Here is a 23,902-nt window from a genome sequence, read left to right as displayed (position 1 = left end):
TTACCTTTGCACCAAATACATTCTTAGCATATTGGATCGCTAGGTTACCTAATCCACCACAACCGTAGATTACAATAGGTTGACCAGGTTTAATATCTGATACTTTAATAGCTTTGTATGTAGTTACACCTGCACATGTGATTGATGATGCTTGAGCAGGATCTAATCCTTCTGGTACTTTTACCGCATAATCAGCAGTAACGATACATTGTTCAGCCATGCCGCCATCTACTGTATAACCAGCATTTTTAACTTCACGGCAGAATGTTTCTCTACCAGTTACGCAATACTCACAACGTCCACAAGATTGGAACATCCATGCGATACTTACACGGTCACCAATCTTAAGTGAAGTAACATCATCAGCAATTTTAGTAACAATACCTACACCCTCGTGACCAAGGATGCGGCCATCTGTGTTACCAAAATCATGATTTGCAACGTGTAAGTCAGTATGGCAAACTCCACAATACTCTACATCTACTAATGCTTCGCCTGAGCGTAACGGACGTAATTCTTTTTCAATAACTTCGATGTTTGCTTTGCTGTTTTTCTTAACCACTACTGCTTTCATATGTGATTTCCCCTTTAGTGTTTTAGAATTTTAATAAGTTAATCTTTACCAGTTAACCATAACACAGAATTTTAAAAAAATATCGTGAAGTATTAAACAAATTTTGAACTGTTATATAAAGCGTTTTCGATGCCTTTAAAGAAAAAAAATTCCCTAGTAAATACGAAAAGAATTAAAAAAATAACTTCTGCAGAAGGAAATTTACTTGAACCATACTGGGAATCTTATGTAGAAATGAAGGCTACACGAGATACCGGAATGCATGGAGGGTGGATAGTAAATAGAATGTATATAGAAAATGATAAAAACTCACCTTCACAAAAAACTATAGATTACCTAAAAATTATTCTAAAAAAATAAATATCCCCTTATAAAACGTTCTATATTCTATTTCTAGATGCCCTTTGAAAATCTAATAAATGTACAAAAATAAGGATTTAATGGACAATACTTCCTTGGATGCAAATTTATGCATAGAAAATAATATGTTTTTTCAAAAAAATAATAATACCCTAAAAGTCTGATATACTTATATCCGAAATATACATATTGGGGGTACACTAGATGAAAAAGCCTTTCTATAAAAAATGGTGGTTCTGGGTAATCGTTGTTATTATCGTTGCCGCAGCAAGTGGTTCTGGTAGCAAAGATAATAAAGAAGCAACTAAAACGAATGCTGAACCAAAACAAGAATCTAAGCAAGAGCAGCCACAAAAAGAAAAACAAAAGAAAATCACGCTTGCTGACTATGAATCGATTAAAGTTGGAGATTCTATGTCTGGTGAAGGCGGAGACAAATATGAAGATTTGGTTGCTAAATTCGGTGAACCATCTAATAAATCTGAGTCACAAGCCGGTGATATGAAAATGATTATGGCTAGCTGGACTAAAAATATTAATGGCGATCTTGGTGCTAACTTTAACGTAACTTTCATGGAGAAAGACGGACAAAAGCTTGCATCTAGCAAAGGCCAAATGGGAATGAAATAACGATTAAAGCCGACTCATATAAGAGTCGGCTTTAATCGTTTATATTTTTCGCTTCAGTAACATAGTATGTTTTATTCTTACTGCTACGTACTTTATGTTGTGGTAATCCATTGACTGACACTTTATCGATAATAGTCAATCAATCCCTTCTCACATGAGAGTTTTTTTCATTATTCATACGATATATATATAATAAATTTATTTATCTTCTTGTTTTTCCACATATACATAAGCATCTGCAGGATTTTTATGTATATGTACAGTGCTTTGTGTATTCTCCGCAAGCTGACCCGCATTTAGCAAAGAAAAAATAATGAGCGCTTCTAGTGACATTTTGTGTTACCACTCCTTTCTTTCTATCTTATACATACATCATACTCCTCACTTGTGACTTCCGTATGAACATAGAGAGAAGATTAAAACAAAAAAGGCTTTGGGGAATCTATCTCCCCAAAGCCTTTTTTCATACTACTTGATTAGTAACGAATTAAGAAATATTTTTTCTTACCGCGGCGGATAATTGTAAATTTACCTTCAATGCGATCTTTTTCTGTTACAACATAATCTAGTGCTTGTGTACGCTCACCGTTTACGTAAATTGCACCATTTGTTACATCTTCACGCGCTTGGCGTTTTGATGGTGAAATTTTACTTTCAACAAGCAAGTCGATTAATACTGTATCTTCTGCACTGCGTTCTACAGATGGTACATCTTTGAAACCTTGCTCAATTTCATTTGCAGTTAATTCAGCTACAGAACCACTAAATAATGCTGCAGAGATTTTAATTGCTTGCTCTAATGCATCTTTACCATGAACAAGCTCAGTCATTTCAGCTGCTAATGCTTTTTGTGCTGCACGTTTTTCTGGTGCTTCTGCTACTTGCTTCTCAAGCTCAAGAATTTCTTCATGAGATAAGAATGTGAAGTATTTTAAGTATTTAACAACATCACGGTCATCTGTATTAATCCAGAATTGGTAGAACTCGTAAGGAGTTGTTTTTTCTGGGTCTAACCAAATTGCGCCGCCCTCTGTTTTACCAAACTTCGTACCGTCAGATTTTGTAACAAGTGGAATTGTTAAACCGAATGCTTTCGCATCTTCTTCTGATTTACGAATTAATTCAAGACCAGCTGTTATGTTACCCCATTGGTCACTACCACCGATTTGTAGACGGCAATTATGTTGTTGGTATAAGTTTAAGAAGTCATATGATTGTAAAATCATGTAACTAAACTCAGTGAATGAAATACCAGTCTCTAAACGAGATGCTACTGTATCTTTTGCTAACATATAGTTTAAACCGAAGTTTTTACCGATATCGCGTAAGAATGTAATGACATCTAAGTTTCCAAGCCAGTCATAGTTATTTGCCATTGTTGCTGGGTTTTCTACATTTTCAAACTCTAAGAAGTTTGAAAGCTGATTTTTAATACTTTCTGTGTAGTAAGCAACTGTATCTTTCGTATTTAATGTACGCTCTGCTTTTTTACCACTTGGGTCCCCGATCATACCTGTACCACCACCAACAAGTGCGATTGGTTGATGACCAGCTAATTGGAAACGACGTAACATTAATACCGGTAACATATGGCCGATGTGTAAGCTATCCGCTGTTGGATCAAAACCACAGTATAATTTTACACTTTCTTTTTCTAATAATTGTTGTAAACCTTCCGCATCTGTTTGCTGATTAATTAATCCGCGAAATTCAAGATCTTGTAAAATACCCATATTCTACATACTCTCCTTTACATTACTTGAGCGTGAAATGTGAAAACATAAAAAAAATCGCCCCTCAAATAAGGGACGATTTTGATCATCGCGTTACCACCCTAGTTGTAGGCAAAAAAGCCTACCACCTCATTCACATAACGGCTCAACACCGTCTTTTCCCTTTTGAATACGATTCAATCGAAAAAAGATGCTCCAGGGGCGTAATTCGCGATCATCTATGTGCTGATTCCCACTGACCATCAGCTCTCTAAAACAGGGAAATGATCACTACTTCTCCCTTTCCACGCTCAATTATTTATATACTTTTCTTTATATCATTATTTACTATTATGTGTCAAATCGAAGAAAATCATACGTTATCTTTCCACTTTAAAGCTATACACAATTCCTTAACTAGAGACTCGCAATAAGTATCATAATAACAGAAAGAACCGGAACACCAGCTAATAACGATACATGAAACGCAATTGATAAATCATTCCCAATCGTCGCTGCCACAGGATCTTTTGCTGGAGACGCAAGAAAACGTAAAAAACGATCTCCCATATTAACTTTTTGCGGAAAATCAGGAATTTCCACATGATCGCTATCTAAATGCTGGCTCAATCTATATTCCTTATCAAAGGGATTTTCGTTCAATTTCATCCACCTCCAGCAATTGTTTCAATTTCTTAATGCCGTTATGAAGCCTAGATTTCACCGTTCCTACAGGAATATTAAGCACCTTTGCGATTTCCTTTTGCGGCATATCATGATAATAGGAAAGAATCAGGACAGCCCGCTGATCCTCAGGAACTTTCAAAATTGCCTCTCTTACGGTGAGCCGGTCTTCTTGTGAAAACTCCTTCTCCTGAATCGGTACTAAAAACGGTAAAAGAGAGCGCCACTTTTTTCTTCGATTCAATTTATTAATCATAAGGCGATAGCCGATTTGAAACAAATACGTTTTAATTTTCCCCTTTTCAATCTCATACATATGCTTCTTACGTTCTAACGATAAAAACGTATCTTGAACGAGATCTATACTCAATTGCTCATCACGGTTAAATCGATACAAAAATGTATATAGCGCTGGTTTGATCAAAACATAAAGTTTTTCTCCAGCTTGCTTATCTCCATTTTGATATGCAAGCATGAGCTCTTCCTCAATCCCAATCTGCACCATGTTTTTTAATCTCCTTTATCCCCTTTAACGTTAAAGAGATTCGGCTAACTAAATAAATACTTGCGACTAATGTCCAAACCTGCGCTTGGTTCGTAAAAAACTGAACATATGGGTTTTGAATCGTAAACCCACTTGAAACTAAAATATTTAACGCTTGCACACATATACATGCGTACACTGCAAGACAAACTGAAATTGTATCAAATACATTCCAGCGAAAATATATTTTTGTTTTTATAAAATCAATTTTATATCCTTCTTTTCGTACAACATGCTTCTTATCAAAAGGGAAAATGATAGAAAACATAACAATCATAATAATTCCCCCAGTAATCATCGAAACCTTAAATCCTATCGCCATAGGCAATAACGTGCCACAAGAAAATACGACTATAATTCCTAATAAAGCAAAAATAAGCATCCATTTATTCTGCATATAAACCGCCTCCTAATCTATCCTGTCATAAACTTATACAAATACTGGAGGCAAATGGTTCAAAAATTATTTTATTTTTTTAATTATTTTCGCAGGATTCCCGCCAACTACTACATGATCGCACAAAAAGAAAAGCCTGAACGTAACATCGTTCAGACCTTTCTCTCTTAATCTTCCATCGTTGATAAGTCGCCTGTTGGTAAGTTTAACTCCCACGCTTTTAATACGCGTCGCATAATTTTACCACTTCTCGTTTTTGGTAATTTATCTCGGAATTCAATTTGTCTTGGCGCCGCATGAGCTGCAAGACCTTTTTTCACAAATTGGCGAATCTCTTCTTTTAATTCATCGGACGCTTCATACCCTGCGCGCAGTGCGATAAACGCTTTAATAATTTCTCCGCGCACTGGATCCGGAATACCAATTACACCAGCTTCTGCTACAGCAGCGTGCTCGATTAATTTACTTTCTACTTCAAATGGACCAACACGCTCACCAGACGTCATAATTACATCATCAATACGTCCTTGGAACCAGAAGTATCCATCTTCATCCATATAAGCAGAGTCACCTGATACATACCAATCTCCCGGCATGAAGTAAGACTCATATTTTTGCGGATTGTTCCAAACAGCGCGCATCATAGCTGGCCATCCCTTAGCAATCGCTAAGTTCCCCATTGTATATGGCGGTACTTCATTTCCTTCGTTATCAACAATCGCTGCCTTCACACCTGGAATTGGCTTCCCCATTGATCCTGGGCGAATTTCCATACAAGGATAGTTACAAATAACTTGTGCCCCTGTTTCTGTCATCCACCATGTATCGTGAATACGAAGGCCAAACGCGTTCATTCCCCAGCGAATTACTTCTGGATTTAATGGCTCACCAACACTTAGTACGTGACGCAGCTGTGATAAATCGTACTTTTTAATTGCTTCTTCGCCAGCTCCCATAAGCATGCGGAACGCTGTTGGTGCACTATACCAAACCGTTATACCATAATCTTGCAACGCTTCATACCATGCCTCTGGACTAAAGCGTCCTCCTACAATAACGTTTGACGCTCCGACTAACCACGGTGCAAATATACCGTAGGCAGTTCCTGTTATCCAGCCTGGATCAGCTGTGCACCAGTATACATCGTCTTCTTTTAAATCTAACACCCATTTTGCTGTTTGATAGTGCTGCACCATTGCATTTTGCGCATGAAGAACTCCTTTTGGTTTCCCTGTAGAACCAGACGTATAATGAAGAATTAATCCATCCTCACGATCTAACCATTCAATTTGCAGCTTGTTAGAAGCTTGTTCAAATAATGGATTAAACGCGACAAGCTTTCCGCCGTCTTCTACATTTTCTCCAACAAGAAAGACTGTCTTTAACGCTGGTAAGTCATTCAGTGGTACACGTTCTAACAATTCGGGCGTCGTAATTAGCACCTTCGCTTCACTATCTTCTAGGCGATCGCGTACCGCACCTTCCATAAATGCTTCAAATAACGGCCCAACAATCGCGCCTAATTTCACTGCACCAAGAAGTGCGAAATATAATTCCGGTGAACGCGGCATGAAAATAAAAACGCGATCTCCTTTTTCCACATCACCATAGTTTTTCAAGACATTTCCCGCTTTGTTAGAGAACTCCTGCATTTCTTTAAATGTATATTTTTCTTTGCGTGATCCATCTTGATAATAAAGTGCTACTTTATTTTTTCGATCAGATTTCGCATGTTTATCAATTGCCTCATATGCCATATTCACTCGGCCTGTTTCATACCAAGAAAAGTTTTTATTCACCTCTTCCCAGTTGAAGCCTGCGTATGTTTCTCCATAATTCAACAAATTATTTTCTCCTTTAATGACAGGAAGCGTTTCCATTTTCATGCTTTACATCCCCCTCCTATGTATTCTATTATCTATTATAATAGCATTATTTAAAATTTTCAGTATATTTGTTGATTTTTAGACATATTTTTACTGACAAAATTCGATTCACATCGCATATATTATAAAGTACGATAATAGTAGATTCACAAACCCTCAAGGTGGTGAGCAAAACATTGATTCATAAAAAAATATATAATGCTAGAAATTTAAAAACAGCAAAAGGAACCTTAATCATTGAAGGTCCTGTATCTACACATAATCTCGAAATGTATGAATTTCATCCAGACTTAGTTGCCTTTCGCCCTGCTGATCAGCAATATAAAGCAATTGTCGAAATTTCTAAGTTACCAGAAGCTCGCATTCTTATCGCTAGACATGATCAAACAATTGTCGGGTATGTTACATACCTATATCCTGATCCGCTAGAGCGGTGGTCAGAAGGAAATATAGAGAATTTAATTGAACTCGGGGCAATTGAAGTCATTCCAGCATTCCGCGGCTGCTCTGTTGGAAAAAATCTATTAGAAGTTTCGATGATGGATGATCATATGGAAGATTATATTATATTAACGACTGAATACTATTGGCATTGGGATTTAAAACAAACTGGTTTAAATGTTTGGGAATATCGCAAAGTGATGGAGAAAATGATGAATGCCGGTGATTTAGAATGGATGGCAACAGATGATCCAGAAATTTGTTCCCATCCTGCTAACTGCTTAATGGTTCGCATCGGAAAACGCGTTGATACAAACTCTATCCAAGCATTCGACCGCTTACGCTTTCAAAATCGCTTTATGTATTAAGAGGGGAGACCTATAAAATGATTGTAGAAGAGATTATGAATCACGATGTAATCGCACTGCACCCAGATGATACGATAGAAACCGCTCTACGAACAATACGCTCAAAAAACATTCGGCACATTCCAATTGTAAATCATGATAACAATGTCGTCGGCATTATTTCCGACCGCGATGTACGAGATGCAAGCCCGTCTATTCTGGATGAACAAGTTTCACTCGATATGCTAAAGCAACCGATACAGCTCATTATGAAACACCCTGTGATGACGTGCCATCCTCTCGATTTCGTTGAAGAAATTGCGACTCTATTTTTTGAAAATAAAATTGGCTGTCTTCCTGTTACAAAAGGCGGAAAGCTTGTTGGAATCATTTCAGAATCGACAGTACTGCACACACTCGTCAAACTAACGGGTGCTCATCAGCCGAGTTCACAAATTGAAATTCAAGTAAAAAATGAACCCGGTATTCTAGGCAAAGTAGTTGCTATTTTTAGTGAGCTACAAATTAATATCGTAAGCGTTCTTGTCTATCCAGCAAAAGATGAGAATCATAAAGTACTCGTTTTCCGCATTCAAACGATGAATCCTCTAAGGGTGATTGAAGCATTAGAAGCAAAAGGACACCATGTCTTATGGCCAAATATAATGGGGATGCAGGCATGAAGAGCGCCTTCATTTACTCAGATCATTTTCGGGGCTATTCTTTTAGCCCTGAACATCCCTTTAATCAACTTCGCGTTACACTCACGTACGATTTATTAGTAAAGAGTGGCTTTATTTCTCCTTCTCAAGTCATTCCGCCAAGGATGGCAACAGACGAGGAGATTACTTTGATTCATACAGAGGAATACATAAATGCGGTAAAACGTGCTGGAGAAGGAAAATTAGAGAAATCAATCGGGGTAACATACGGCCTTGGAACAGAAGATACACCAATGTTCCCTCATATGCATGAAGCCGGTGCATTACTTGTTGGCGGTACATTAACAGCTGTTGATGCAGTCATGTCCGGGAAAGCAAAGCATGCGTTAAACTTAGGTGGCGGTTTACACCATGGGTTCCGCGGCAAAGCATCTGGCTTTTGTATTTATAACGATAGCTCTATCGCTATTAAATATATCCAAGAAAAATATGGATTGCGCGTGTTATATATCGATACAGACGCTCATCACGGTGATGGTGTTCAATGGTCTTTTTATGATGATCCTAACGTCTGTACGATTTCACTTCATGAAACAGGGCGCTATTTATTCCCTGGAACTGGTGCAGTCAATGAGCGCGGACAAGGCGTTGGATACAGTTATTCTTTTAATGTTCCACTCGATGCCTTCACAGAAGATGATTCTTTTTTACAGTCTTATCGCACCGTTGTGAAAGAAGTGGCCGCTTACTTTAAACCAGATATCATTTTAACGCAAAACGGCGCTGATGCGCATTATTACGATCCACTTACACACCTTTGTGCAACAATGCAAATTTATCGCGAGATTCCAAAGCTTGCTCACGAAATCGCAAATGAATACTGCAACGGACGCTGGATTGCCGTTGGCGGCGGTGGCTACGACATGTGGCGCGTCGTCCCAAGAGCGTGGGCACTTATTTGGCTCGAAATGAATAACATCCAAAACATCTCAGGTTATCTCCCTCCAGAATGGATTGAAGCTTGGAAAGGACAAGCAACTGCCGAACTTCCCCTCACATGGGAAGACCCTAACAACATGTATAATCCTATCCCTCGAAAACAAGAAATCGAAGAAAAAAATGCATTAACAGTAGCAAAATCCCTTGAAATTATTCGGAATAATACAAAAAAGGCTTTATATTAAATAAAATCAGTAAAGATTTTCTACTGATTATTCGCCCTCACAAATCGGGCTTTTACAGAATAAAAGAATAGGAGATTTGCTCCTATTCTTTTTTAGGTAGACGAGAGCATTTGGCCATGCATAGCAGCGACTTATATGTTGAAAAATTAAAATAGATTTATATAGTATCACACAAAAAATGCTAGATTCATTACTATAATCTACCGAAATAAAAATCACATAATTTGGATTTTATAGAAGAAAACGGATACAGTTTTCTGAATTCACTTTCATTCCCATTCACTCTTTATTTCTAATATAAATTTCTATAAAATATGTTGATAGGACTTATAAATTTCATAGTGAATCGTAGAAAGGATGGGAATTATACATGTGGAACGAGTTTAAAAAGTTCGCCTTAAAAGGGAACGTCCTAGATTTAGCTGTCGGGGTTGTCATCGGTGGTGCATTTGGTAAAATTGTTTCTTCATTAGTAGGCGATGTTATCATGCCATTAGTTGGATTACTACTTGGTGGAGTAAACTTCACAGGGCTTTCCTTTACATTTGGAAAGGCTGTTGTAAAATACGGTGTATTCATTCAAACGGTTGTTGACTTCTTAATTATCGCATTCTCTATCTTCTTATTCATTAAGCTGTTCAATAAATTAGCATTCAAAAAAGAAGAAGAAAAGAAAGAAGAAGTACCAAAACCAACAAAAGAAGAAATACTTCTTGGCGAAATTCGCGACCTATTGAAACAACAAAATGCTTCAAAAGACAACGCATAATTGAACGGACAAAAGGCATGCCCGGTGGGACATGCCTTTTTTATATCTTATAACGTTTCAGAATTCATATGAATGAACAAAATAATACCGGCAACCATTAATACCATAATTGAACCTGCAAATAATGTAATTCCTACAAATACAAAATTTGCACTCAAGCTGACTGAAACATTTTTTATAAAAATAGAAGTTACATACGTGATAAGGGCAATTCCGGCAAGAATACTTCCTGGAATAAATCGCTTTAAACCATTTTGTTTTAACGTCATATAAGCAAAAAAAGCAGTCATGCAAAGCGTAATTATCCAAAGAACGATCATTTCTTCTCCTCCCCTCACAACCCTTTTCTTTCTATTATACATGACATTGCGTTGTAATAGGAAAAATTACTCTTAAGCGACGTATGATTGAAACAAAAAAACTCACAGCACCACGCTGCGAGTTCTTTCTATTCTTACTTCGTTGAATTTCTAAATTGAATACGGTGAGGTAAGATAACTGTATGATCTTCTACTTTTTCTTTGTTCATATATTTTGTTAATAGACGCATTGCTACTGCACCGATGTCATACATTGGTTGTACAACTGTTGACAGTTGTGGGCGCACCATTAATGCAAGGCGTGTGTTATCAAAGCCAAGTACTTCTACATCTTCTGGTACATTTAGTCCAACATCTTGTACCGCATGGATTACACCTAATGCCATTTCGTCTGAAGACACGAAGATTGCTGTTGGTTTTTGATCAAGTCCCCAAAGCTTTTCAAATGCTTCTAGACCTGAGTCATATGTGTAATCTCCATCAATTACAAGCTCTTCATCATATGCAATACCAGCTTCTTCTAAAGCCTTTTTATAACCTTGTAATTTCTTTGCACTTCCCGCTTTGTCGATGAAAGGACCAGATACGAAGCCGATACGTTTATGACCCTTTTCGAGGAAATGCTTCATTGCATCATAAGCTGCTTGTGTATAATCAATATTTACTGATGGCGTCTCATTTTGCTCATCAAATGATGCAGCTAGTACGATTGGTACTGGAGACTTTTTAAACTCTTCTACATGGGCGTCTGTAATATCTTCACCCATAAATACAATCCCGTCCACTTGTTTCCCAAGCATTGTATTTAATAAGTGGAACTCTTTTTCTTTATTTTGATCAGAGTTACTCAAAATGATGTTATATTTATACATTGTTGCGATATCTTCAATTCCGCGTGCAAGTTCTGCATAAAACGTATTTGAGATATCTGGAATAATAACACCTACTGTAGTTGTCTTTTTACTTGCTAGTCCACGTGCTACCGCATTTGGACGGTATCCTAAGCGATCAATTGCTTCTAATACTTTCTTTCTTGTTGTAGGTTTTACGTTTGGGTTACCGTTTACAACACGTGATACGGTTGCCATTGAAACGTTTGCTTCGCGCGCTACATCATAGATTGTTACGTTCATCTCTTTGCACACTCCTTCTATATTATGTTATCTATTTTTATGTATCGGTTCACTTGAATGAAAAAAAGACATCAACTCTATTTGAAGATGTCGCCAATCGTCCCGAGTCCTTTTACTAATGATACGATAAAAATACAGGCTCATACAATATTTTCCCGCAAAAGTTTCGAAAAAATTCGCTTCTTTTCTCGTATTTTCGTATTTTTTATGCAAAAAAGGATATTTTCTGTAAAAAGTCTATGCAACCAATGTCGCATAGACGAAAAAAGAATGATCTATTATCTACCGCGAAATGCTTTTAATTCTTTCATAAACTCATTGAATTCTGGAATATCCATTTGTTGTGCTGAATCTGATAACGCAACAGCTGGATCAGGATGCACTTCAGCCATAACCGCGTCAGCTCCGATTGCCATCGCTGCTTTTGCAGTCGGTAACAGAAGATCACGACGCCCTGTAGAATGCGTTACATCGACTACAACAGGTAAATGCGTCTCTTTCTTTAAAATCGGAACAGCGGAAATATCTAGCGTGTTACGCGTTGCTTTCTCATATGTTCGGATGCCGCGCTCGCATAAAATAATATCGCCGTTCCCTTGTGCAATAATATATTCTGCCGCATATATAAACTCTTCAATTGTTGCGGATAAACCTCGTTTTAATAATACTGGTTTTTTCACAGCGCCCGCAGCTTTAAGCAGTTCAAAGTTTTGCATATTGCGCGCTCCAATTTGAATGACATCTACATAATCTAATGCCATTTCAATATCATTTGGATTTAAGATTTCACTAATAACGGCTAAATCATATTCGTCTGCAACTTGGCGTAAAATCTTCAGTCCTTCTACACCAAGACCTTGAAAATCATAAGGAGATGTACGAGGTTTAAATGCACCACCGCGCATCAATTTTAAACCTTGTTCTTTCATCGCTTCGGCAACTTGACGTACTTGCTCATAGCTTTCTACTGCACATGGCCCCATAATAAAATGCGGATTACCATCGCCAATTTTTTCACCTTTTATATCAACAATTGTATCTTCTGCTTTCTTCTTACGTGAAACAAGAAGCGCTTTGCGGTGATCATCTTCTTGTAATTCCAGGCTTGACTGAAAAATTTGTTTAAAAATGTGCTGAAGAGTCGATGTTTCAAATGGTCCATCGTTATTTTCTGCAATTAAATCAAGCATGCTTCTTTCACGTACAGGGTCAAATCGTTTTACACCTTGCACTTCTTTTAATTTACCGACTTCTTGAACAAGACGACCTCTTTCATTTAGTAATTCTAAAATTTGTAGATTCATTTGGTCAATTTGAGAACGTAAACGATCTAATTCTTGTGATGCCATAAGAAAGCCACCTCTTTCAAAATTGTTTATATATGTTACATTACTTGTATTATCACGTTTAAGCTAACTTATTATATCGAATAGACGTCAGGTTGTCACATGATATACATTGCACTCGGAATCGTTCTCTTATTTCCTTAGGAAAAAAGCTTTGTTACCATCCATTCCAAAAATATATTTGAAGGTTTTCATACGATATGAAGAGAATAAATAACAAAAATTAAAAGCTTACGCTACTATGTCATATTCAGTAAGCAACTCCATTTTCGATACTACTAAGAAATGAAGAACATACTATTTCTAATCCTATATACATAATATATGAGAGAAAGGACGTGTGTTATGGATACTACGTTACTCGAGATTTTAGGAAATCTCATTACTCAATTGGAAGCTGCAGAGCGTTTTCCAACAGAAGAAAAAATTAATGAAAATTTAAAACGCTTAAGAAATGAGCAATGGTTTCGGCCATTATTCTCTGAACATACACAACTTTTTTTAGAACATAGAGATATCCGCTTAATTGTAGGTTTTGCAAAACTCGATAAAATATTGAATAACGAAAGAAAACAAAAGGATTTCCAGGAAACCCTTTTGTATCTTCTTAAACGTAAGAGCCCGCGTTAAATCATTTCCATAAAAAGAAGCAAGCATATTCGCTTGCTTCTTCCTACTTCACGTTCTCTTCTAAAGTTTGCTTCTTAATATTCCAATGGGATGTATGCCATGCTGCGATCCCATCTTTTATGTATAGCACTTGTGGAGATTCATGTTTAATACCAAAGTGTTCTGCAATACGGTTCGAAACCTCTCTCGCATCTTGTACGAATAAATAATATGCTGGTGTTTCTTTTGCCTCATTACAATACGCCTGAAATTCTGTATATGCGCCGTGGCTAATTGGGCATGTTGTACTATGTTTGAAAAGAATATATGGCTCTGGCTGTTCTAATAATGCTTCAAATTCTTCCATTGTTTCAATTTTTGTCATGCTCACGTTACTCACCTCTCATACGAATTGGAAGTCTAGAACGCTTCTCTTTTTTCTCTGCTTTCTCTAACTTCTTCTCTGCTTTTTCTAGCTTTTTTTCTTGTCTAGTCGCCCGAAAATGATTATATACTTCAATCGCCGCACTACTCCATTGTACAACTTGCGCAACTTTATCTGCATTGTTCTCAATTTCATTCGTCACAGAATCCGATACATTACGAAACTTCGTATTTAAAGAATGAATTGTCGTTCCGATTCCATCTACACCTTCTATTACTTTATTTAACGATTGTGACTTTTGTTGAATATCATCAGCTAACGCGTTCGTTTTATGTAATAATTGCTCCGTTTCTACGCTTATCCCTTGCATTTGCTTCTCTAATCCTTCTAGCGTGCTTGCGACGTTTTCAAGCGTCTTTTGAACCGATAATAACGTTCTGCATGCATATACCACCAATACAGCGAAAGCAACTGCAATAATAGCTGCACTTACATATAAAAGAACTTGCATCTCATCACTTCCTTTATCTTTTTCATACTTTCTCCTATTATACAATCATTTTCCGTTTCGTTCTAATCCTTGTAGTTCCATTAGAATTTTCATACTTATTCGTCAAATGTAACATAAATCATTAAACAAATTCCAGCAAGTAGGTTACAATAAGAAAGGATACACAATTAGTAGGGAGGCTTTACATATGAAAGATCCACGTATTGAAAAGTTAGCGCATAATTTAATTAACTACTCAATCCGCTTACAAAAGGGCGAAAAAGTATTAATCGAAAACTTTGGTTTACAAAAAGAACTTGTAACTGCACTTGTAAAAGAAGCATATGCAGCTGGTGGTTTCCCATTCGTTTCTTTAAAAGATCATCAAGTAGATCGCTCTTTATTAATGGGCGCTACTGAAGAACACTTTGAGCAAATCGCCGCATATGAAGCAAGCGTAATGAAAGACATGGATGCTTACATCGGTCTTCGCTCAGGCGATAACATTAACGAACAAGCAGACGTTCCAAGTGAACGCATGAAAATCCATGGTCAAACAGTTGGTAAAAAAGTACATAGAGACATCCGTGTTCCAAAAACACGCTGGGTTGTTCTTCGCTATCCAAATGCATCTATGGCACAACTTGCAAAAATGAGCACAGAAGCTTTCGAAGACTTCTACTTCGAAGTATGTAACTTAGATTACGGTAAAATGGATAAGGCAATGGATAGCCTTGTTGCATTAATGAATAAAACAGATAAAGTTCGCTTAACTGGCCCTGGAACTGACTTAACATTCTCTATTAAAGACATTCCAGCTATTAAATGCTCTGGTCATTTAAACATTCCAGACGGTGAAGTATACTCTGCACCAGTTCGCGATTCTGTTAACGGTACAGTTTCTTATAACACACCATCTCCTTACAATGGTTATACATTTGAAAATGTACAACTTAAATTCGAGAATGGCCAAATCATTGAAGCAACTGCAAACGATACAGAACGCATCAACAAAATCTTTGATACAGATGAAGGCGCGCGCTACGTTGGTGAGTTCGCAATCGGCGTAAACCCATACATCTTACATCCAATGGGCGACATCCTATTTGATGAAAAAATCGACGGCAGCTTCCACTTCACTCCTGGACAAGCTTACGACGATGCATGGAACGGCAACAACTCTAACATCCACTGGGATTTAGTATGTATCCAACGCCCTGAATACGGCGGCGGTGAAATCTACTTCGACGACGTATTAATCCGTAAAGACGGACGCTTCGTTGTACCTGAATTAGAAGCTTTAAACCCAGAGAATTTAAAATAAAAATAAAAGAACGTTCCTTTTGAAAGGAGCGTTCTTTTACATATTGCACTTTTCAATTTTCTGTATTATTCATCGAATCTCCTTCCATTCTGAAGCTAGTAAACTATAGACAGCGATATCATGAAAATGGTCATATAGCCATTCTTCCTCTCTTAAAATGCCGTCTAACTTAAAACCTAAACGTTCTGGAATTGCGCGGCTTTTCTGATTGTCTATCCCGCAACGAATTTCTATCTTATTCAATTGTAATTCTTCAAACGCATAGCGAAGCACCGCTTTTACACTTCGCGTCATAATTCCTTTTCCTCCTGCTTCTTCTGCAAGATAATACCCAAGACTCGTTGCTTTCTTTGCCCAACTTATCTCGTGAATCCCTATCATCCCAACAAGCTTTCCTTTATAACGTATCCCTGTCTCAAAACCGTCTCCAGCCGCAAATCTCTTTAGCCACATCGGAAGAATTTCGTCATATGCATCAGCGGATTTTGTCCCATCTACCCACGGAAGCCATTTTCTTAAATGCCCCCTGTTTTGATCTACTAATTGATATAACTCTTCTTTATGATGTTTTTCTAACAATTGCAGTTCAATTTCATCATCGACTCGAAGTGTAAACATTTCGTTATCCCTTTTTATATTTTCTTATTATTCTAACATTTATAGATAAAAAATGTTATACATTCATGCTTTCTCTTTTTGATTTTATTGCAAGAAAACCTGAAGAATATAGGACTCCTGTAATAACTAAAATCATTCCTAAGCATTGCGCAGTTGTTATATTTACTCCTTCTACAAAGGAAATAAGCATCGTAACAACAGGAACTAAATTAAAGAATAACGATGTTTTTGCCGCTCCAATTTGCGCGATTCCTTTATTCCACCAGAGGTAACCAAGTACACTCATTCCAATCGCCATAAATAAGATAGATAGCCATGCGAATAGAGGAACTTCTGGAATTGGCACTACACTTTTTTGCATGAAAGATACCATAATAAAAGCAAGCGCTCCAACCGTCATTGTATATGTTGTTGTTTGCAACGGGTTCCCGTTCTTAATAAACTTTCTACCTAGCACACCATATAAACCCCAGCAAATATTCCCTAATAAAATATAGAAATCACCTTTTGAAAATGCTAAATTTTGTAGCGCTGAAAACGCCCCTTGCGTAATAACGAAAATGACTCCAAGCAGTGCAAATAACATTCCGATAGCTTGCCGTTTTACAATTCGTTCTCGCAAAATTACACTTGCCAATATTGTTGTAACAAGCGGATTCGTTGCCATAATAAGCGAACCATTTATCGCTTCTGTATGTTTCATTCCTAGGAAGAAAAAGAAGTTAAAACCAAATACACCAACTAAACCTAGCAAAACATAATAGCCAATATTTTGTTTCCATATTTCTCGTTCAAAGTTCTTTCTTACTATCAAAATACATAGCATCACAAAAGCAGCGATTCCAAAACGCCACGCGGCAATGTGAACCGCTGAAAAATATTGTACTACGTATTTCGATACATTAAATGTCCCGCCCGTAAAGAGTGCAAAACCTAGCAACTGAAGATACACTTTATTTTTCATTGTTATCCTCCAAGGCTTTGCCTTCTAAGAAACCATAATAAATTTCTAATTTATCCTCTGTTAGTTCTACTACACGCTCTAGTTGCTCTTGCTGTTCTTTTAAGCGTTCCAAATGACTCGTTAAAATCATAATACGTTTTTTTATTTTGGCTGGCACTTCCTCTTTTCTTTTCCTAATTTCTTCTATAATGCAGCCATCACTTGCAAACTCCCCCATCTCTTCTAGTGACATACCCGTTTGTTTTAACGAATATAAAAATTTTAATAAGCGTACATCAGCCTCTGTATATTGGCGAATACCACTATTTCGTGTTGGTGGTGGTAATAATCCTAACTTTTCATAATAGCGAAGCGTATGAATACTCATCCCCGTTAACTCTGCTACTTCACCAATCTTATACATGTTCTCTCCCCCTTGTTTTCACATATTTATCTTACAACCTAGAGTTAACTCTAGGTCAATACATAAATAAAAGCACTATATATGATTGATATCTAGATATGAATCATATATAGTTAAAGTATGGAAAAAAATGATAATTTTATTGTTCAGTTACGTAAAGGTGTTTTTGATCTCGCTATTTTGTCTTTAATAAGTAAGAAACCTATGTACGGATATGAGATTACAAGTGCGTTACAAGAAACTCCTGTATTTCATATTCCAAATGGTTCGATTTACCCTATATTAAATCGAATTACGAAAAACAATTGGGCCAGTTCTTATTGGGAAGAGTCTGGTGATGGACCGAAAAGAAAATACTATCGGATTACAGATGAAGGGAGAGAAATTTTACATAATCGTTTAGAAGATTATGATGCAGTTTACCACTCTCTCATGCTACTAGCAAAAGGGGATGATAAGAAATGAACAAAGATGTGTTTTTTGCAGATCAATACGTTACTTCTTTCTTACATGATTTTAACCAACCTTTAATGGATTTACCTGTAGAAATAAGAAAACAGCACGTGTTAGAAATTAAATCCGACTTATATGAACAGGCATTAGAAAAAGCAAACAAAGGGATAGCATTAGCGCTCATTCCACAACAAGTCGTACAAGAATTTCTTCCGCCAAAACAATTAGCTCAAGAGATAACAGCAGAATATACAGATATTACTCTTGCTGGCCAACATTCTACAAATACATTTATTAGATATTATACTGGTCTTTCTATCGGTGCATTCGGGGCATTGTCTGTACCAATCATACTTGGATTTATCAATGTCTCTGCCTGTTTGCCATTCTTACTAGCATTTGTGGCAAGCAACCTTTGGTTCATATTCCGAAAAAATTATTGGAATAGTGATTTACTATCCTATTTTAAAAGAATCATTTCATTTGGCACAAGCATGTTCATCGCGCTTCCTTTTGCTTTCTTTGCTGTTCGAATTATGATGACGAAACAAATTGATATGTTTTCACTCTATTACTTAATCGGATATTTAATTTGTAGCGCTATATACATCTTCTTATTGCAACAACAATATAAAAAGAACATGCATCACCAATCTATCAGCGATTTTTCAATATATCGACCGTAACTCCAATTATATCGACGTTTCAACAAGGAATATCGACTTACTGACTAAATTCGACACCAGCACAAGCCCCAACAGCACACAAAAAAAGACGCACAGCTCAGCTGTGCGCCTTTCTTCTTACTTCTCTGCAACTTGCACTTCTTTCACGTAAGCCGCTTCGAATTTTTGAATATCACCTGCGCCCATGAAAATAAGAACGCCGTTTTTATGTTTCTTTAATACATTCGTTGTTGTATCAGTAATCAATTCTGCACCATCAATACGTTTTTGCAGATCTTGAATTGTTAAGTCACCTTTGTTTTCACGTGCTGATCCAAAAATATCACATAAATATACTTGGTCAGCTTTGCTTAGACTTTCTGCAAACTCATCTAAGAATTTTTCTGTACGTGAGAATGTATGCGGCTGGAAGACAGCGACAATTTCACGCTCTGGATGCTTTTGACGAGCAGCTTCAATCGTTGCATTAATTTCTGTCGGATGGTGTGCATAATCATCGATGATGACTTGTTCTCCCATCGGTTTTTCATTAAAGCGACGTTTTACGCCTTCAAAAGTAGTTAGTTGATGTTTTACTACCTCTACATCAACATTTTCATAATGGCAAAGCGCAATAACTGCTAATGCATTTAATACGCTGTGATTTCCGTATCCTGTAATTTTGAACGTTTCATAATACGTATTACGAACGAATACATCAAATACAGTACCGTCTGTTCTCTTTTGAATGTTACGAGCTTGGAAATCATTATCTTCACCACATCCATAGAAAATAACAGGTACTTTCGCTTGAATTTTTTGAAGTTCTTCATCATCACCACATGCAATAATCCCTTTTTTCACTTGCAATGCCATCTCTTGAAATGCACTAAATACATCATTGATGTCTGCAAAGTAATCTGGATGATCAAAATCAATATTTGTCATAATTGCATAGTCTGGATAATACGACAAGAAATGACGACGATACTCACAAGCTTCAAACACAAAATACTTACTATTTTCTACCCCATGCCCTGTTCCATCTCCAATAAGGTAAGATGTTGGGTTTGCACCTTGCATTACATGGGCTAATAAACCTGTCGTTGATGTCTTTCCATGCGCACCTGTTACCGCAACACTTGTATACTTACTCATAAGATCCCCTAAAAAATGATGGTAACGGTGTACTGGGATATTTAATTCTTTTGCTGCCACAATCTCTTCATGCGTATCAGGAAATGCATTTCCTGCGATAATCACTTGTCCTTCTTTTACATTGTTTTTATCAAAAGGAAGGATGGAGATACCACGCTTTTCCAATGCTGTTTGTGTAAAGAAACGCTTTTCATAATCAGACCCTTGAACAGTATGCTTCATGTCATGAAGAATTTGCGCTAATGAACTCATTCCTGTCCCTTTAATTCCTACAAAATGGTAAACTGTCATCTTAAAGAACCTCCAACATTTCGAACTAATACAACGGCCTATCTATAAGACAGTATATGAATCTTTTCTTATTTTGGTAATCATCATACATTTTCGATAAAGCGGAACTTTCATCAATGTCGTTTTTCTCTCCATTCATGATTTGCTCTCGCCAATCGGGATAAACACGTACGTACTTCTTTTATGTCCATAACAAACCTATTATAGCAAAAAACAAGCCGTGATACTATGATAACAGAAAAACTGATAGGGTCAATTTCCTATCAGTTTCTCCTCTTCTTACATTTCTTCTCTTTTTTCTAATTGAACAAGCTCTAGACGTGGGTTTGGACGGTATTTACGTCCAGCTTTCGCCTCTGGCTTACCATTTAATTCCACGTTATCACCTGTAAAGCCAATGTTCATTTTTAATAAGCTACTACCTACTCCATATAAATCTACAGGAACATTTTGTTCTTCAAATTCACGAATACGTTTTTCATCAAATCCACCAGTTACAACAATATCTACATGCTGGAATCCTTCCTCATCAAGCGCTTTACGAAGCGCGAAAACAAGGGATGGATTTACACCACGCGGATCAAATGTTCCAAGTACTTCTGGATGACGAATGAAATATTGATCAATCATTGTACGTGATGTATCAATGCGCACACCTTTTAATTCTGAACCAAATTCGCGTGCAACGCGAAGCCCATCTGTAATCACATCATTGTTATAGTCAATCAGTACAACGAGGTCATCCTCTGGAAACTTTTTATAATATGCTTTTGCAGCTTCTACAACATCACCATTAAACATTTGAATTAATGCGTGTGGCATTGTCCCCATTCCACTCTTACCCCACCATTCATTCATTGCATGTGTTGCTTGTGCACTCATGCCACCAATATACGCAGCATACCCATCACCAGCTTGCTGTGTATAATGATCATCACGGTCTCCCATGAAAATAACTGGTTTTTCTTTTTCACCGCTACGAGCAGCTTGTACAACATTATATACATTTGTTGCAACAGATGTACGACGAGCTAAAATCCCATCGATTACACCTTCTAAAAACCCGAAATATTCATAAGGTCCTGTAATTGTTAAAACTGTTTCAAACGGCTGAATTTTGTCTCCATCCTTTAAAGAATGAATCTCAAGCTCTTCTGGATGTTCAGCGAATGTTTGTAACAATGCTAACACTTCATCTGTTCCGCAAAGTACCGCATGTTCTTTTTGGAAGAATTGCATCGTTACAACACTTTTCGGGCGAAATTCTTGAATAATATCACGAGTTTTTAAAAAGTAAACGGCAGAGAACCAGCCTTCTCCAACTCGTTCATCAAATTTAAATGTTTTATTTGTTAGTCGATTCATTTCACCTTTTAATTTTAATTCAATTTCTTTCATGTCGTTTACTCCCTACTTTACTATCCAACATTTTCTCTTAGTATACAGCAAAACCGCTTCCTATACATTCGTTTCCTGCATAGCAGCAAATTCATCCTCTGAAATAAGGACATCTCTTGGTTTTGTTCCCCTTGCTTCAGAAATAATCCCTTGTGCTTCCATCTCTTCAATAAGACGTGCCGCACGATTATAACCGATGCGGAATTTTCTCTGTACAGAAGATGTGGACGCCCCTCCTTGTTCTACAACAAATTGACATGCATCAACAAACAGTTCATCTTCGGCTTCATGTTGCTCTGTTTTCGCCAATAAATCCTCTTGCTTAAATAAGTAGTTTGGTTTCATTTGTTTTTTCACATGTTCAACTGATTTTTCAATTTCATCATCCGATACGTATACGCCTTGCACACGAACTGGTTTAGACGTACCGTTTCCTAAAAATAGCATATCACCGCGGCCAAGTAATTTTTCCGCGCCCCCAATGTCAATAATTGTACGTGAATCCACTTGAGATGATACTGTAAACGCAATACGCGTTGGAATATTTGATTTAATTAACCCTGTAATAACATCTACAGATGGACGCTGCGTTGCAACTAATAAATGAATACCACAAGCACGTGCTTTTTGTGCAATGCGGCAAATTGCTTCCTCAACATCGCCAGGAGCAACCATCATTAAATCAGCTAACTCATCAATAACAATGACGATATATGGCAATGTCTCACCTGGAATTTCTCGTCCACTTACAATTGTATTATAGCGAGTTAAATCACGAGCTCCAGCATGTGCAAACAATTCATAGCGACGTTCCATCTCATCAACTGCCCACTTTAACGCTGCTGTAGCTGCTTTCACATCTGTAATAACAGGTGCTACAAGATGCGGAACAGCATTGTATGGTGCAAGCTCAACCATTTTTGGATCAATTAGCATCAATTTCACTTCATGTGGTTTCGCTTTATATAAAATACTCGTTAAGATCGCATTAATGCACACGCTTTTCCCTGAACCAGTCGCACCAGCAATCAGTCCATGTGGCATCTTTCGAATGTCCGTTACAATCGGTGCCCCAGAAATATCAAGCCCAAGTGCAACTGTAAGCGGTGATTCACTCTGTGTAAACACAGGACTTCTTAAAATCTCTCTTAGGAATACAGGTTTACTTTCTTTATTCGGAACTTCAATTCCGATTGCACTTTTCCCTGGAATCGGTGCTTCAATTCGAATATCTTTTGCAGCTAAGCTCAGCTTAATATCATCGCTTAAGTTTGTAATTTTATTTACCTTCACACCAGGATTAGGTTGTACTTCAAAGCGAGTTACCGCCGGTCCTTGTGAAACATTAATAACATGAGCTCCAACATTGAAATTATTAAACGTCGTATCTAATAACGCTTGTTGTTCTTCTAACCATTCCGTATTATCTAACGTTGCTTGACTCGGAATTGTCAACAATGTTAATGGTGGCATCGCATATTCAGGCGGCGTTTGCAGTACATTACGCACATCATTCACTCTTTGAGCTACAACGTATGCTTTTTCTTGTACTTCTATATTTGAAGCAGGTGCTGACACTTTCATTTGTTGAACAGGTTGTTCTGTTACTTGATATTCCGCTACGACTTGTTGCATTGCTCTCTCTTCCACTTGTGGTTCCACTGCTGCTTGTTGCACTGGTCTTTCTTCCACTTGAGATTCCACTGCTGCTTGTTGCATTGTCTCTTTCTCTTCTATCCGTTGTCCTACAGGAGCTTGCGCTGTATTCATTCTTGCTGCATATTTTTCCATTAGTTTCTTTCTATCTTGTTTCAACATCACAACATTAAACGGTACATGACGTTTTTTCTCACGCTTCGGCTCTTCTTTTTGCTTAGTAGGAGCAGAATTTTCTTCAACAACTGCTTTCTTTTCTTCTACCTCTTCTATTAAGACATTTGCAAAGTCTTGAACATCTTTCTTCGTTTGCTCATCTGCTTCTGAAGTTGGCACGAACACATCGTTTTCTTCTTTCAAATCGATTGTTTCTTGCTCAGCAATAACAGTTTGTTCTGTAATCGTTGTATCTTCTAGAAGTTTTGGTTCCGTTGCTTCTTCTGCTTCCGCTACTAGTTCTTCCTCAGAAGCTTCCTCTGTTTCTTCTACTAGTTCTTCT

The 23,902-nt window shown here is 37.3% G+C and carries 27 protein-coding genes and 1 other annotated feature; of the genes, 9 read left to right on the top strand and 18 right to left on the bottom strand.

The window, feature by feature from the left end:
- Window positions 1–574, bottom strand: a 574-nt coding sequence (gene adhP / locus COO03_RS24410) for an alcohol dehydrogenase AdhP (RefSeq protein ID WP_097899554.1), incomplete at its 3' end; no start/stop codon positions are given.
- Window positions 575–1,138: 564 nt separating this feature from the next.
- Here adhP and COO03_RS26700 point away from each other — a divergent pair.
- Window positions 1,139–1,564 (top strand): DUF3862 domain-containing protein, encoded by a 426-nt coding sequence (locus tag COO03_RS26700; RefSeq protein ID WP_141523309.1) that lies wholly within the window; start codon window positions 1,139–1,141, stop codon window positions 1,562–1,564.
- Between the two features lie 198 nt (window positions 1,565–1,762).
- On the opposite strand, the gene COO03_RS24395 is transcribed toward COO03_RS26700, so the two are convergent.
- The 6 genes from COO03_RS24395 to acsA form a co-directional block, all read right to left on the bottom strand.
- The gene (locus tag COO03_RS24395) at window positions 1,763–1,897 is read right to left on the bottom strand and encodes a transporter (protein WP_097899552.1); all 135 of its coding nucleotides are present in this window, start codon (window positions 1,895–1,897) and stop codon (window positions 1,763–1,765) included.
- A 143-nt stretch (window positions 1,898–2,040) separates the two neighbouring features.
- Entirely contained in the window at window positions 2,041–3,297 is a 1,257-nt protein-coding gene (tyrS, locus tag COO03_RS24390) for a tyrosine--tRNA ligase (protein ID WP_097899551.1), read from the bottom strand.
- 68 nt (window positions 3,298–3,365) lie between these two features.
- Window positions 3,366–3,593, bottom strand: a binding site (T-box leader).
- Window positions 3,594–3,693: 100 nt separating this feature from the next.
- Window positions 3,694–3,939, bottom strand: coding sequence for a hypothetical protein (locus COO03_RS24385; protein WP_097899550.1), 246 nt, complete (start codon window positions 3,937–3,939; stop codon window positions 3,694–3,696).
- Complete coding sequence (locus tag COO03_RS24380) at window positions 3,920–4,465, bottom strand: RNA polymerase sigma factor (RefSeq protein ID WP_097899549.1); 546 nt, start codon at window positions 4,463–4,465, stop codon at window positions 3,920–3,922. The genes COO03_RS24385 and COO03_RS24380 overlap by 20 nt, the downstream gene beginning before the upstream one ends.
- On the bottom strand, window positions 4,446–4,901 hold the full coding sequence (locus tag COO03_RS24375) for a hypothetical protein (RefSeq protein WP_097899548.1): 456 nt from the start codon (window positions 4,899–4,901) through the stop codon (window positions 4,446–4,448). The genes COO03_RS24380 and COO03_RS24375 overlap by 20 nt, the downstream gene beginning before the upstream one ends.
- A 167-nt stretch (window positions 4,902–5,068) precedes the next feature.
- Entirely contained in the window at window positions 5,069–6,787 is a 1,719-nt protein-coding gene (gene acsA, locus COO03_RS24370; protein ID WP_097899547.1) for an acetate--CoA ligase, read from the bottom strand.
- 176 nt (window positions 6,788–6,963) lie between these two features.
- Between acsA and COO03_RS24365 the strand changes: the two genes are divergently transcribed.
- The 4 genes from COO03_RS24365 (at window position 6,964) to mscL (ending at window position 10,190) form a co-directional block, all read left to right on the top strand.
- A complete protein-coding gene (locus COO03_RS24365; RefSeq protein WP_097899546.1) occupies window positions 6,964–7,596 on the top strand; it encodes a GNAT family N-acetyltransferase in 633 nt (210 codons plus the stop codon).
- Window positions 7,597–7,613: 17 nt separating this feature from the next.
- Window positions 7,614–8,258: an acetoin utilization AcuB family protein gene (locus tag COO03_RS24360; RefSeq protein WP_097899545.1), complete on the top strand. Its 645-nt coding sequence runs from the start codon at window positions 7,614–7,616 to the stop codon at window positions 8,256–8,258.
- Window positions 8,255–9,421, top strand: coding sequence for an acetoin utilization protein AcuC (locus COO03_RS24355; protein WP_097899544.1), 1,167 nt, complete (start codon window positions 8,255–8,257; stop codon window positions 9,419–9,421). Before COO03_RS24360 ends, COO03_RS24355 begins: the two co-directional genes overlap by 4 nt.
- Window positions 9,422–9,791: 370 nt before the next feature.
- Window positions 9,792–10,190: a large conductance mechanosensitive channel protein MscL gene (mscL, locus tag COO03_RS24350; protein ID WP_097899543.1), complete on the top strand. Its 399-nt coding sequence runs from the start codon at window positions 9,792–9,794 to the stop codon at window positions 10,188–10,190.
- A 47-nt stretch (window positions 10,191–10,237) separates the two neighbouring features.
- Here the strand turns inward: mscL and COO03_RS24345 are convergent, their stop codons facing one another.
- From COO03_RS24345 to COO03_RS24330, 3 genes are all read right to left on the bottom strand, one after another.
- Complete coding sequence (locus COO03_RS24345; RefSeq protein WP_097899542.1) at window positions 10,238–10,510, bottom strand: DUF3917 domain-containing protein; 273 nt, start codon at window positions 10,508–10,510, stop codon at window positions 10,238–10,240.
- Between the two features lie 134 nt (window positions 10,511–10,644).
- Window positions 10,645–11,655 (bottom strand): catabolite control protein A, encoded by a 1,011-nt coding sequence (gene ccpA / locus COO03_RS24340; protein WP_373605265.1) that lies wholly within the window; start codon window positions 11,653–11,655, stop codon window positions 10,645–10,647.
- Between the two features lie 266 nt (window positions 11,656–11,921).
- Window positions 11,922–12,992, bottom strand: a complete 1,071-nt coding sequence (locus tag COO03_RS24330; RefSeq protein WP_097899540.1) for a bifunctional 3-deoxy-7-phosphoheptulonate synthase/chorismate mutase — start codon at window positions 12,990–12,992, stop codon at window positions 11,922–11,924.
- A 342-nt stretch (window positions 12,993–13,334) separates the two neighbouring features.
- Here COO03_RS24330 and COO03_RS24325 point away from each other — a divergent pair, with 342 nt between their 5' ends.
- Window positions 13,335–13,619 (top strand): hypothetical protein, encoded by a 285-nt coding sequence (locus tag COO03_RS24325; protein WP_097899539.1) that lies wholly within the window; start codon window positions 13,335–13,337, stop codon window positions 13,617–13,619.
- A gap of 43 nt (window positions 13,620–13,662) precedes the next feature.
- Here the strand turns inward: COO03_RS24325 and ytxJ are convergent, their stop codons facing one another.
- Complete coding sequence (ytxJ, locus tag COO03_RS24320) at window positions 13,663–13,989, bottom strand: bacillithiol system redox-active protein YtxJ (RefSeq protein WP_097899538.1); 327 nt, start codon at window positions 13,987–13,989, stop codon at window positions 13,663–13,665.
- A gap of 1 nt (window position 13,990) precedes the next feature.
- Window positions 13,991–14,539, bottom strand: coding sequence for a DUF948 domain-containing protein (locus COO03_RS24315; protein WP_097899537.1), 549 nt, complete (start codon window positions 14,537–14,539; stop codon window positions 13,991–13,993).
- Between the two features lie 142 nt (window positions 14,540–14,681).
- On the opposite strand from COO03_RS24315, the gene COO03_RS24310 reads away from it, so the two are divergent.
- Window positions 14,682–15,797, top strand: coding sequence for an aminopeptidase (locus COO03_RS24310; RefSeq protein ID WP_097899536.1), 1,116 nt, complete (start codon window positions 14,682–14,684; stop codon window positions 15,795–15,797).
- Window positions 15,798–15,866: 69 nt separating this feature from the next.
- On the opposite strand, the gene COO03_RS24305 is transcribed toward COO03_RS24310, so the two are convergent.
- From COO03_RS24305 to COO03_RS24295, 3 genes are read right to left on the bottom strand one after another with little or no spacing between them, the layout of a single operon-like run.
- Entirely contained in the window at window positions 15,867–16,415 is a 549-nt protein-coding gene (locus COO03_RS24305) for a GNAT family N-acetyltransferase (RefSeq protein ID WP_097899535.1), read from the bottom strand.
- A 55-nt stretch (window positions 16,416–16,470) separates the two neighbouring features.
- Entirely contained in the window at window positions 16,471–17,379 is a 909-nt protein-coding gene (locus tag COO03_RS24300) for a DMT family transporter (RefSeq protein WP_097899534.1), read from the bottom strand.
- Complete coding sequence (locus COO03_RS24295) at window positions 17,369–17,782, bottom strand: MerR family transcriptional regulator (protein WP_097899533.1); 414 nt, start codon at window positions 17,780–17,782, stop codon at window positions 17,369–17,371. The genes COO03_RS24300 and COO03_RS24295 overlap by 11 nt, the downstream gene beginning before the upstream one ends.
- Window positions 17,783–17,902: 120 nt before the next feature.
- On the opposite strand from COO03_RS24295, the gene COO03_RS24290 reads away from it, so the two are divergent.
- Complete coding sequence (locus COO03_RS24290) at window positions 17,903–18,247, top strand: PadR family transcriptional regulator (RefSeq protein ID WP_097899532.1); 345 nt, start codon at window positions 17,903–17,905, stop codon at window positions 18,245–18,247.
- A complete protein-coding gene (locus COO03_RS24285) occupies window positions 18,244–18,921 on the top strand; it encodes a hypothetical protein (RefSeq protein ID WP_097899531.1) in 678 nt (225 codons plus the stop codon). The genes COO03_RS24290 and COO03_RS24285 overlap by 4 nt, the downstream gene beginning before the upstream one ends.
- Window positions 18,922–19,038: 117 nt before the next feature.
- On the opposite strand, the gene murC is transcribed toward COO03_RS24285, so the two are convergent.
- The 3 genes from murC to COO03_RS24270 all read right to left on the bottom strand — a co-directional run.
- Entirely contained in the window at window positions 19,039–20,349 is a 1,311-nt protein-coding gene (murC, locus tag COO03_RS24280) for a UDP-N-acetylmuramate--L-alanine ligase (RefSeq protein WP_097899530.1), read from the bottom strand.
- A gap of 279 nt (window positions 20,350–20,628) precedes the next feature.
- Window positions 20,629–21,747 (bottom strand): nicotinate phosphoribosyltransferase, encoded by a 1,119-nt coding sequence (locus COO03_RS24275; protein WP_097899529.1) that lies wholly within the window; start codon window positions 21,745–21,747, stop codon window positions 20,629–20,631.
- A gap of 60 nt (window positions 21,748–21,807) precedes the next feature.
- The coding region (locus COO03_RS24270) for a DNA translocase FtsK (RefSeq protein ID WP_142316283.1) at window positions 21,808–23,902 on the bottom strand (2,095 nt) is incomplete at its 5' end.

It is taken from the genome of Bacillus sp. AFS098217, from assembly GCF_002551815.1.
Taxonomy (GTDB): Bacteria; Bacillota; Bacilli; order Bacillales; family Bacillaceae_G; genus Bacillus_A.
The sequence above is the reverse complement of the archived record's forward strand: the minus strand, read 5'-3'. Positions and strand labels throughout refer to the sequence as shown.

Excerpts from the sequence above, each read along its gene's own strand:
- COO03_RS24300 (WP_097899534.1), bottom strand. The coding sequence starts at position 17,379 with ATGAAAAATAAAGTGTATCTTCAGTTGCTAGGTTTTGCACTCTTTACG.
- COO03_RS24295 (WP_097899533.1), bottom strand. The coding sequence starts at position 17,782 with ATGTATAAGATTGGTGAAGTAGCAGAGTTAACGGGGATGAGTATTCAT.
- COO03_RS24360 (WP_097899545.1), top strand. The coding sequence starts at position 7,614 with ATGATTGTAGAAGAGATTATGAATCACGATGTAATCGCACTGCACCCA.
- COO03_RS24345 (WP_097899542.1), bottom strand. The coding sequence starts at position 10,510 with ATGATCGTTCTTTGGATAATTACGCTTTGCATGACTGCTTTTTTTGCT.
- COO03_RS24380 (WP_097899549.1), bottom strand. The coding sequence starts at position 4,465 with ATGGTGCAGATTGGGATTGAGGAAGAGCTCATGCTTGCATATCAAAAT.
- COO03_RS24395 (WP_097899552.1), bottom strand. The coding sequence starts at position 1,897 with ATGTCACTAGAAGCGCTCATTATTTTTTCTTTGCTAAATGCGGGTCAG.
- COO03_RS24285 (WP_097899531.1), top strand. The coding sequence starts at position 18,244 with ATGAACAAAGATGTGTTTTTTGCAGATCAATACGTTACTTCTTTCTTA.
- COO03_RS24310 (WP_097899536.1), top strand. The coding sequence starts at position 14,682 with ATGAAAGATCCACGTATTGAAAAGTTAGCGCATAATTTAATTAACTAC.
- mscL (WP_097899543.1), top strand. The coding sequence starts at position 9,792 with ATGTGGAACGAGTTTAAAAAGTTCGCCTTAAAAGGGAACGTCCTAGAT.
- COO03_RS24355 (WP_097899544.1), top strand. The coding sequence starts at position 8,255 with ATGAAGAGCGCCTTCATTTACTCAGATCATTTTCGGGGCTATTCTTTT.
- COO03_RS24375 (WP_097899548.1), bottom strand. The coding sequence starts at position 4,901 with ATGCAGAATAAATGGATGCTTATTTTTGCTTTATTAGGAATTATAGTC.
- COO03_RS24330 (WP_097899540.1), bottom strand. The coding sequence starts at position 12,992 with ATGGCATCACAAGAATTAGATCGTTTACGTTCTCAAATTGACCAAATG.
- COO03_RS24275 (WP_097899529.1), bottom strand. The coding sequence starts at position 21,747 with ATGAAAGAAATTGAATTAAAATTAAAAGGTGAAATGAATCGACTAACA.
- murC (WP_097899530.1), bottom strand. The coding sequence starts at position 20,349 with ATGACAGTTTACCATTTTGTAGGAATTAAAGGGACAGGAATGAGTTCA.
- tyrS (WP_097899551.1), bottom strand. The coding sequence starts at position 3,297 with ATGGGTATTTTACAAGATCTTGAATTTCGCGGATTAATTAATCAGCAA.
- COO03_RS24305 (WP_097899535.1), bottom strand. The coding sequence starts at position 16,415 with ATGTTTACACTTCGAGTCGATGATGAAATTGAACTGCAATTGTTAGAA.
- COO03_RS24290 (WP_097899532.1), top strand. The coding sequence starts at position 17,903 with ATGGAAAAAAATGATAATTTTATTGTTCAGTTACGTAAAGGTGTTTTT.
- COO03_RS26700 (WP_141523309.1), top strand. The coding sequence starts at position 1,139 with ATGAAAAAGCCTTTCTATAAAAAATGGTGGTTCTGGGTAATCGTTGTT.
- COO03_RS24325 (WP_097899539.1), top strand. The coding sequence starts at position 13,335 with ATGGATACTACGTTACTCGAGATTTTAGGAAATCTCATTACTCAATTG.
- acsA (WP_097899547.1), bottom strand. The coding sequence starts at position 6,787 with ATGAAAATGGAAACGCTTCCTGTCATTAAAGGAGAAAATAATTTGTTG.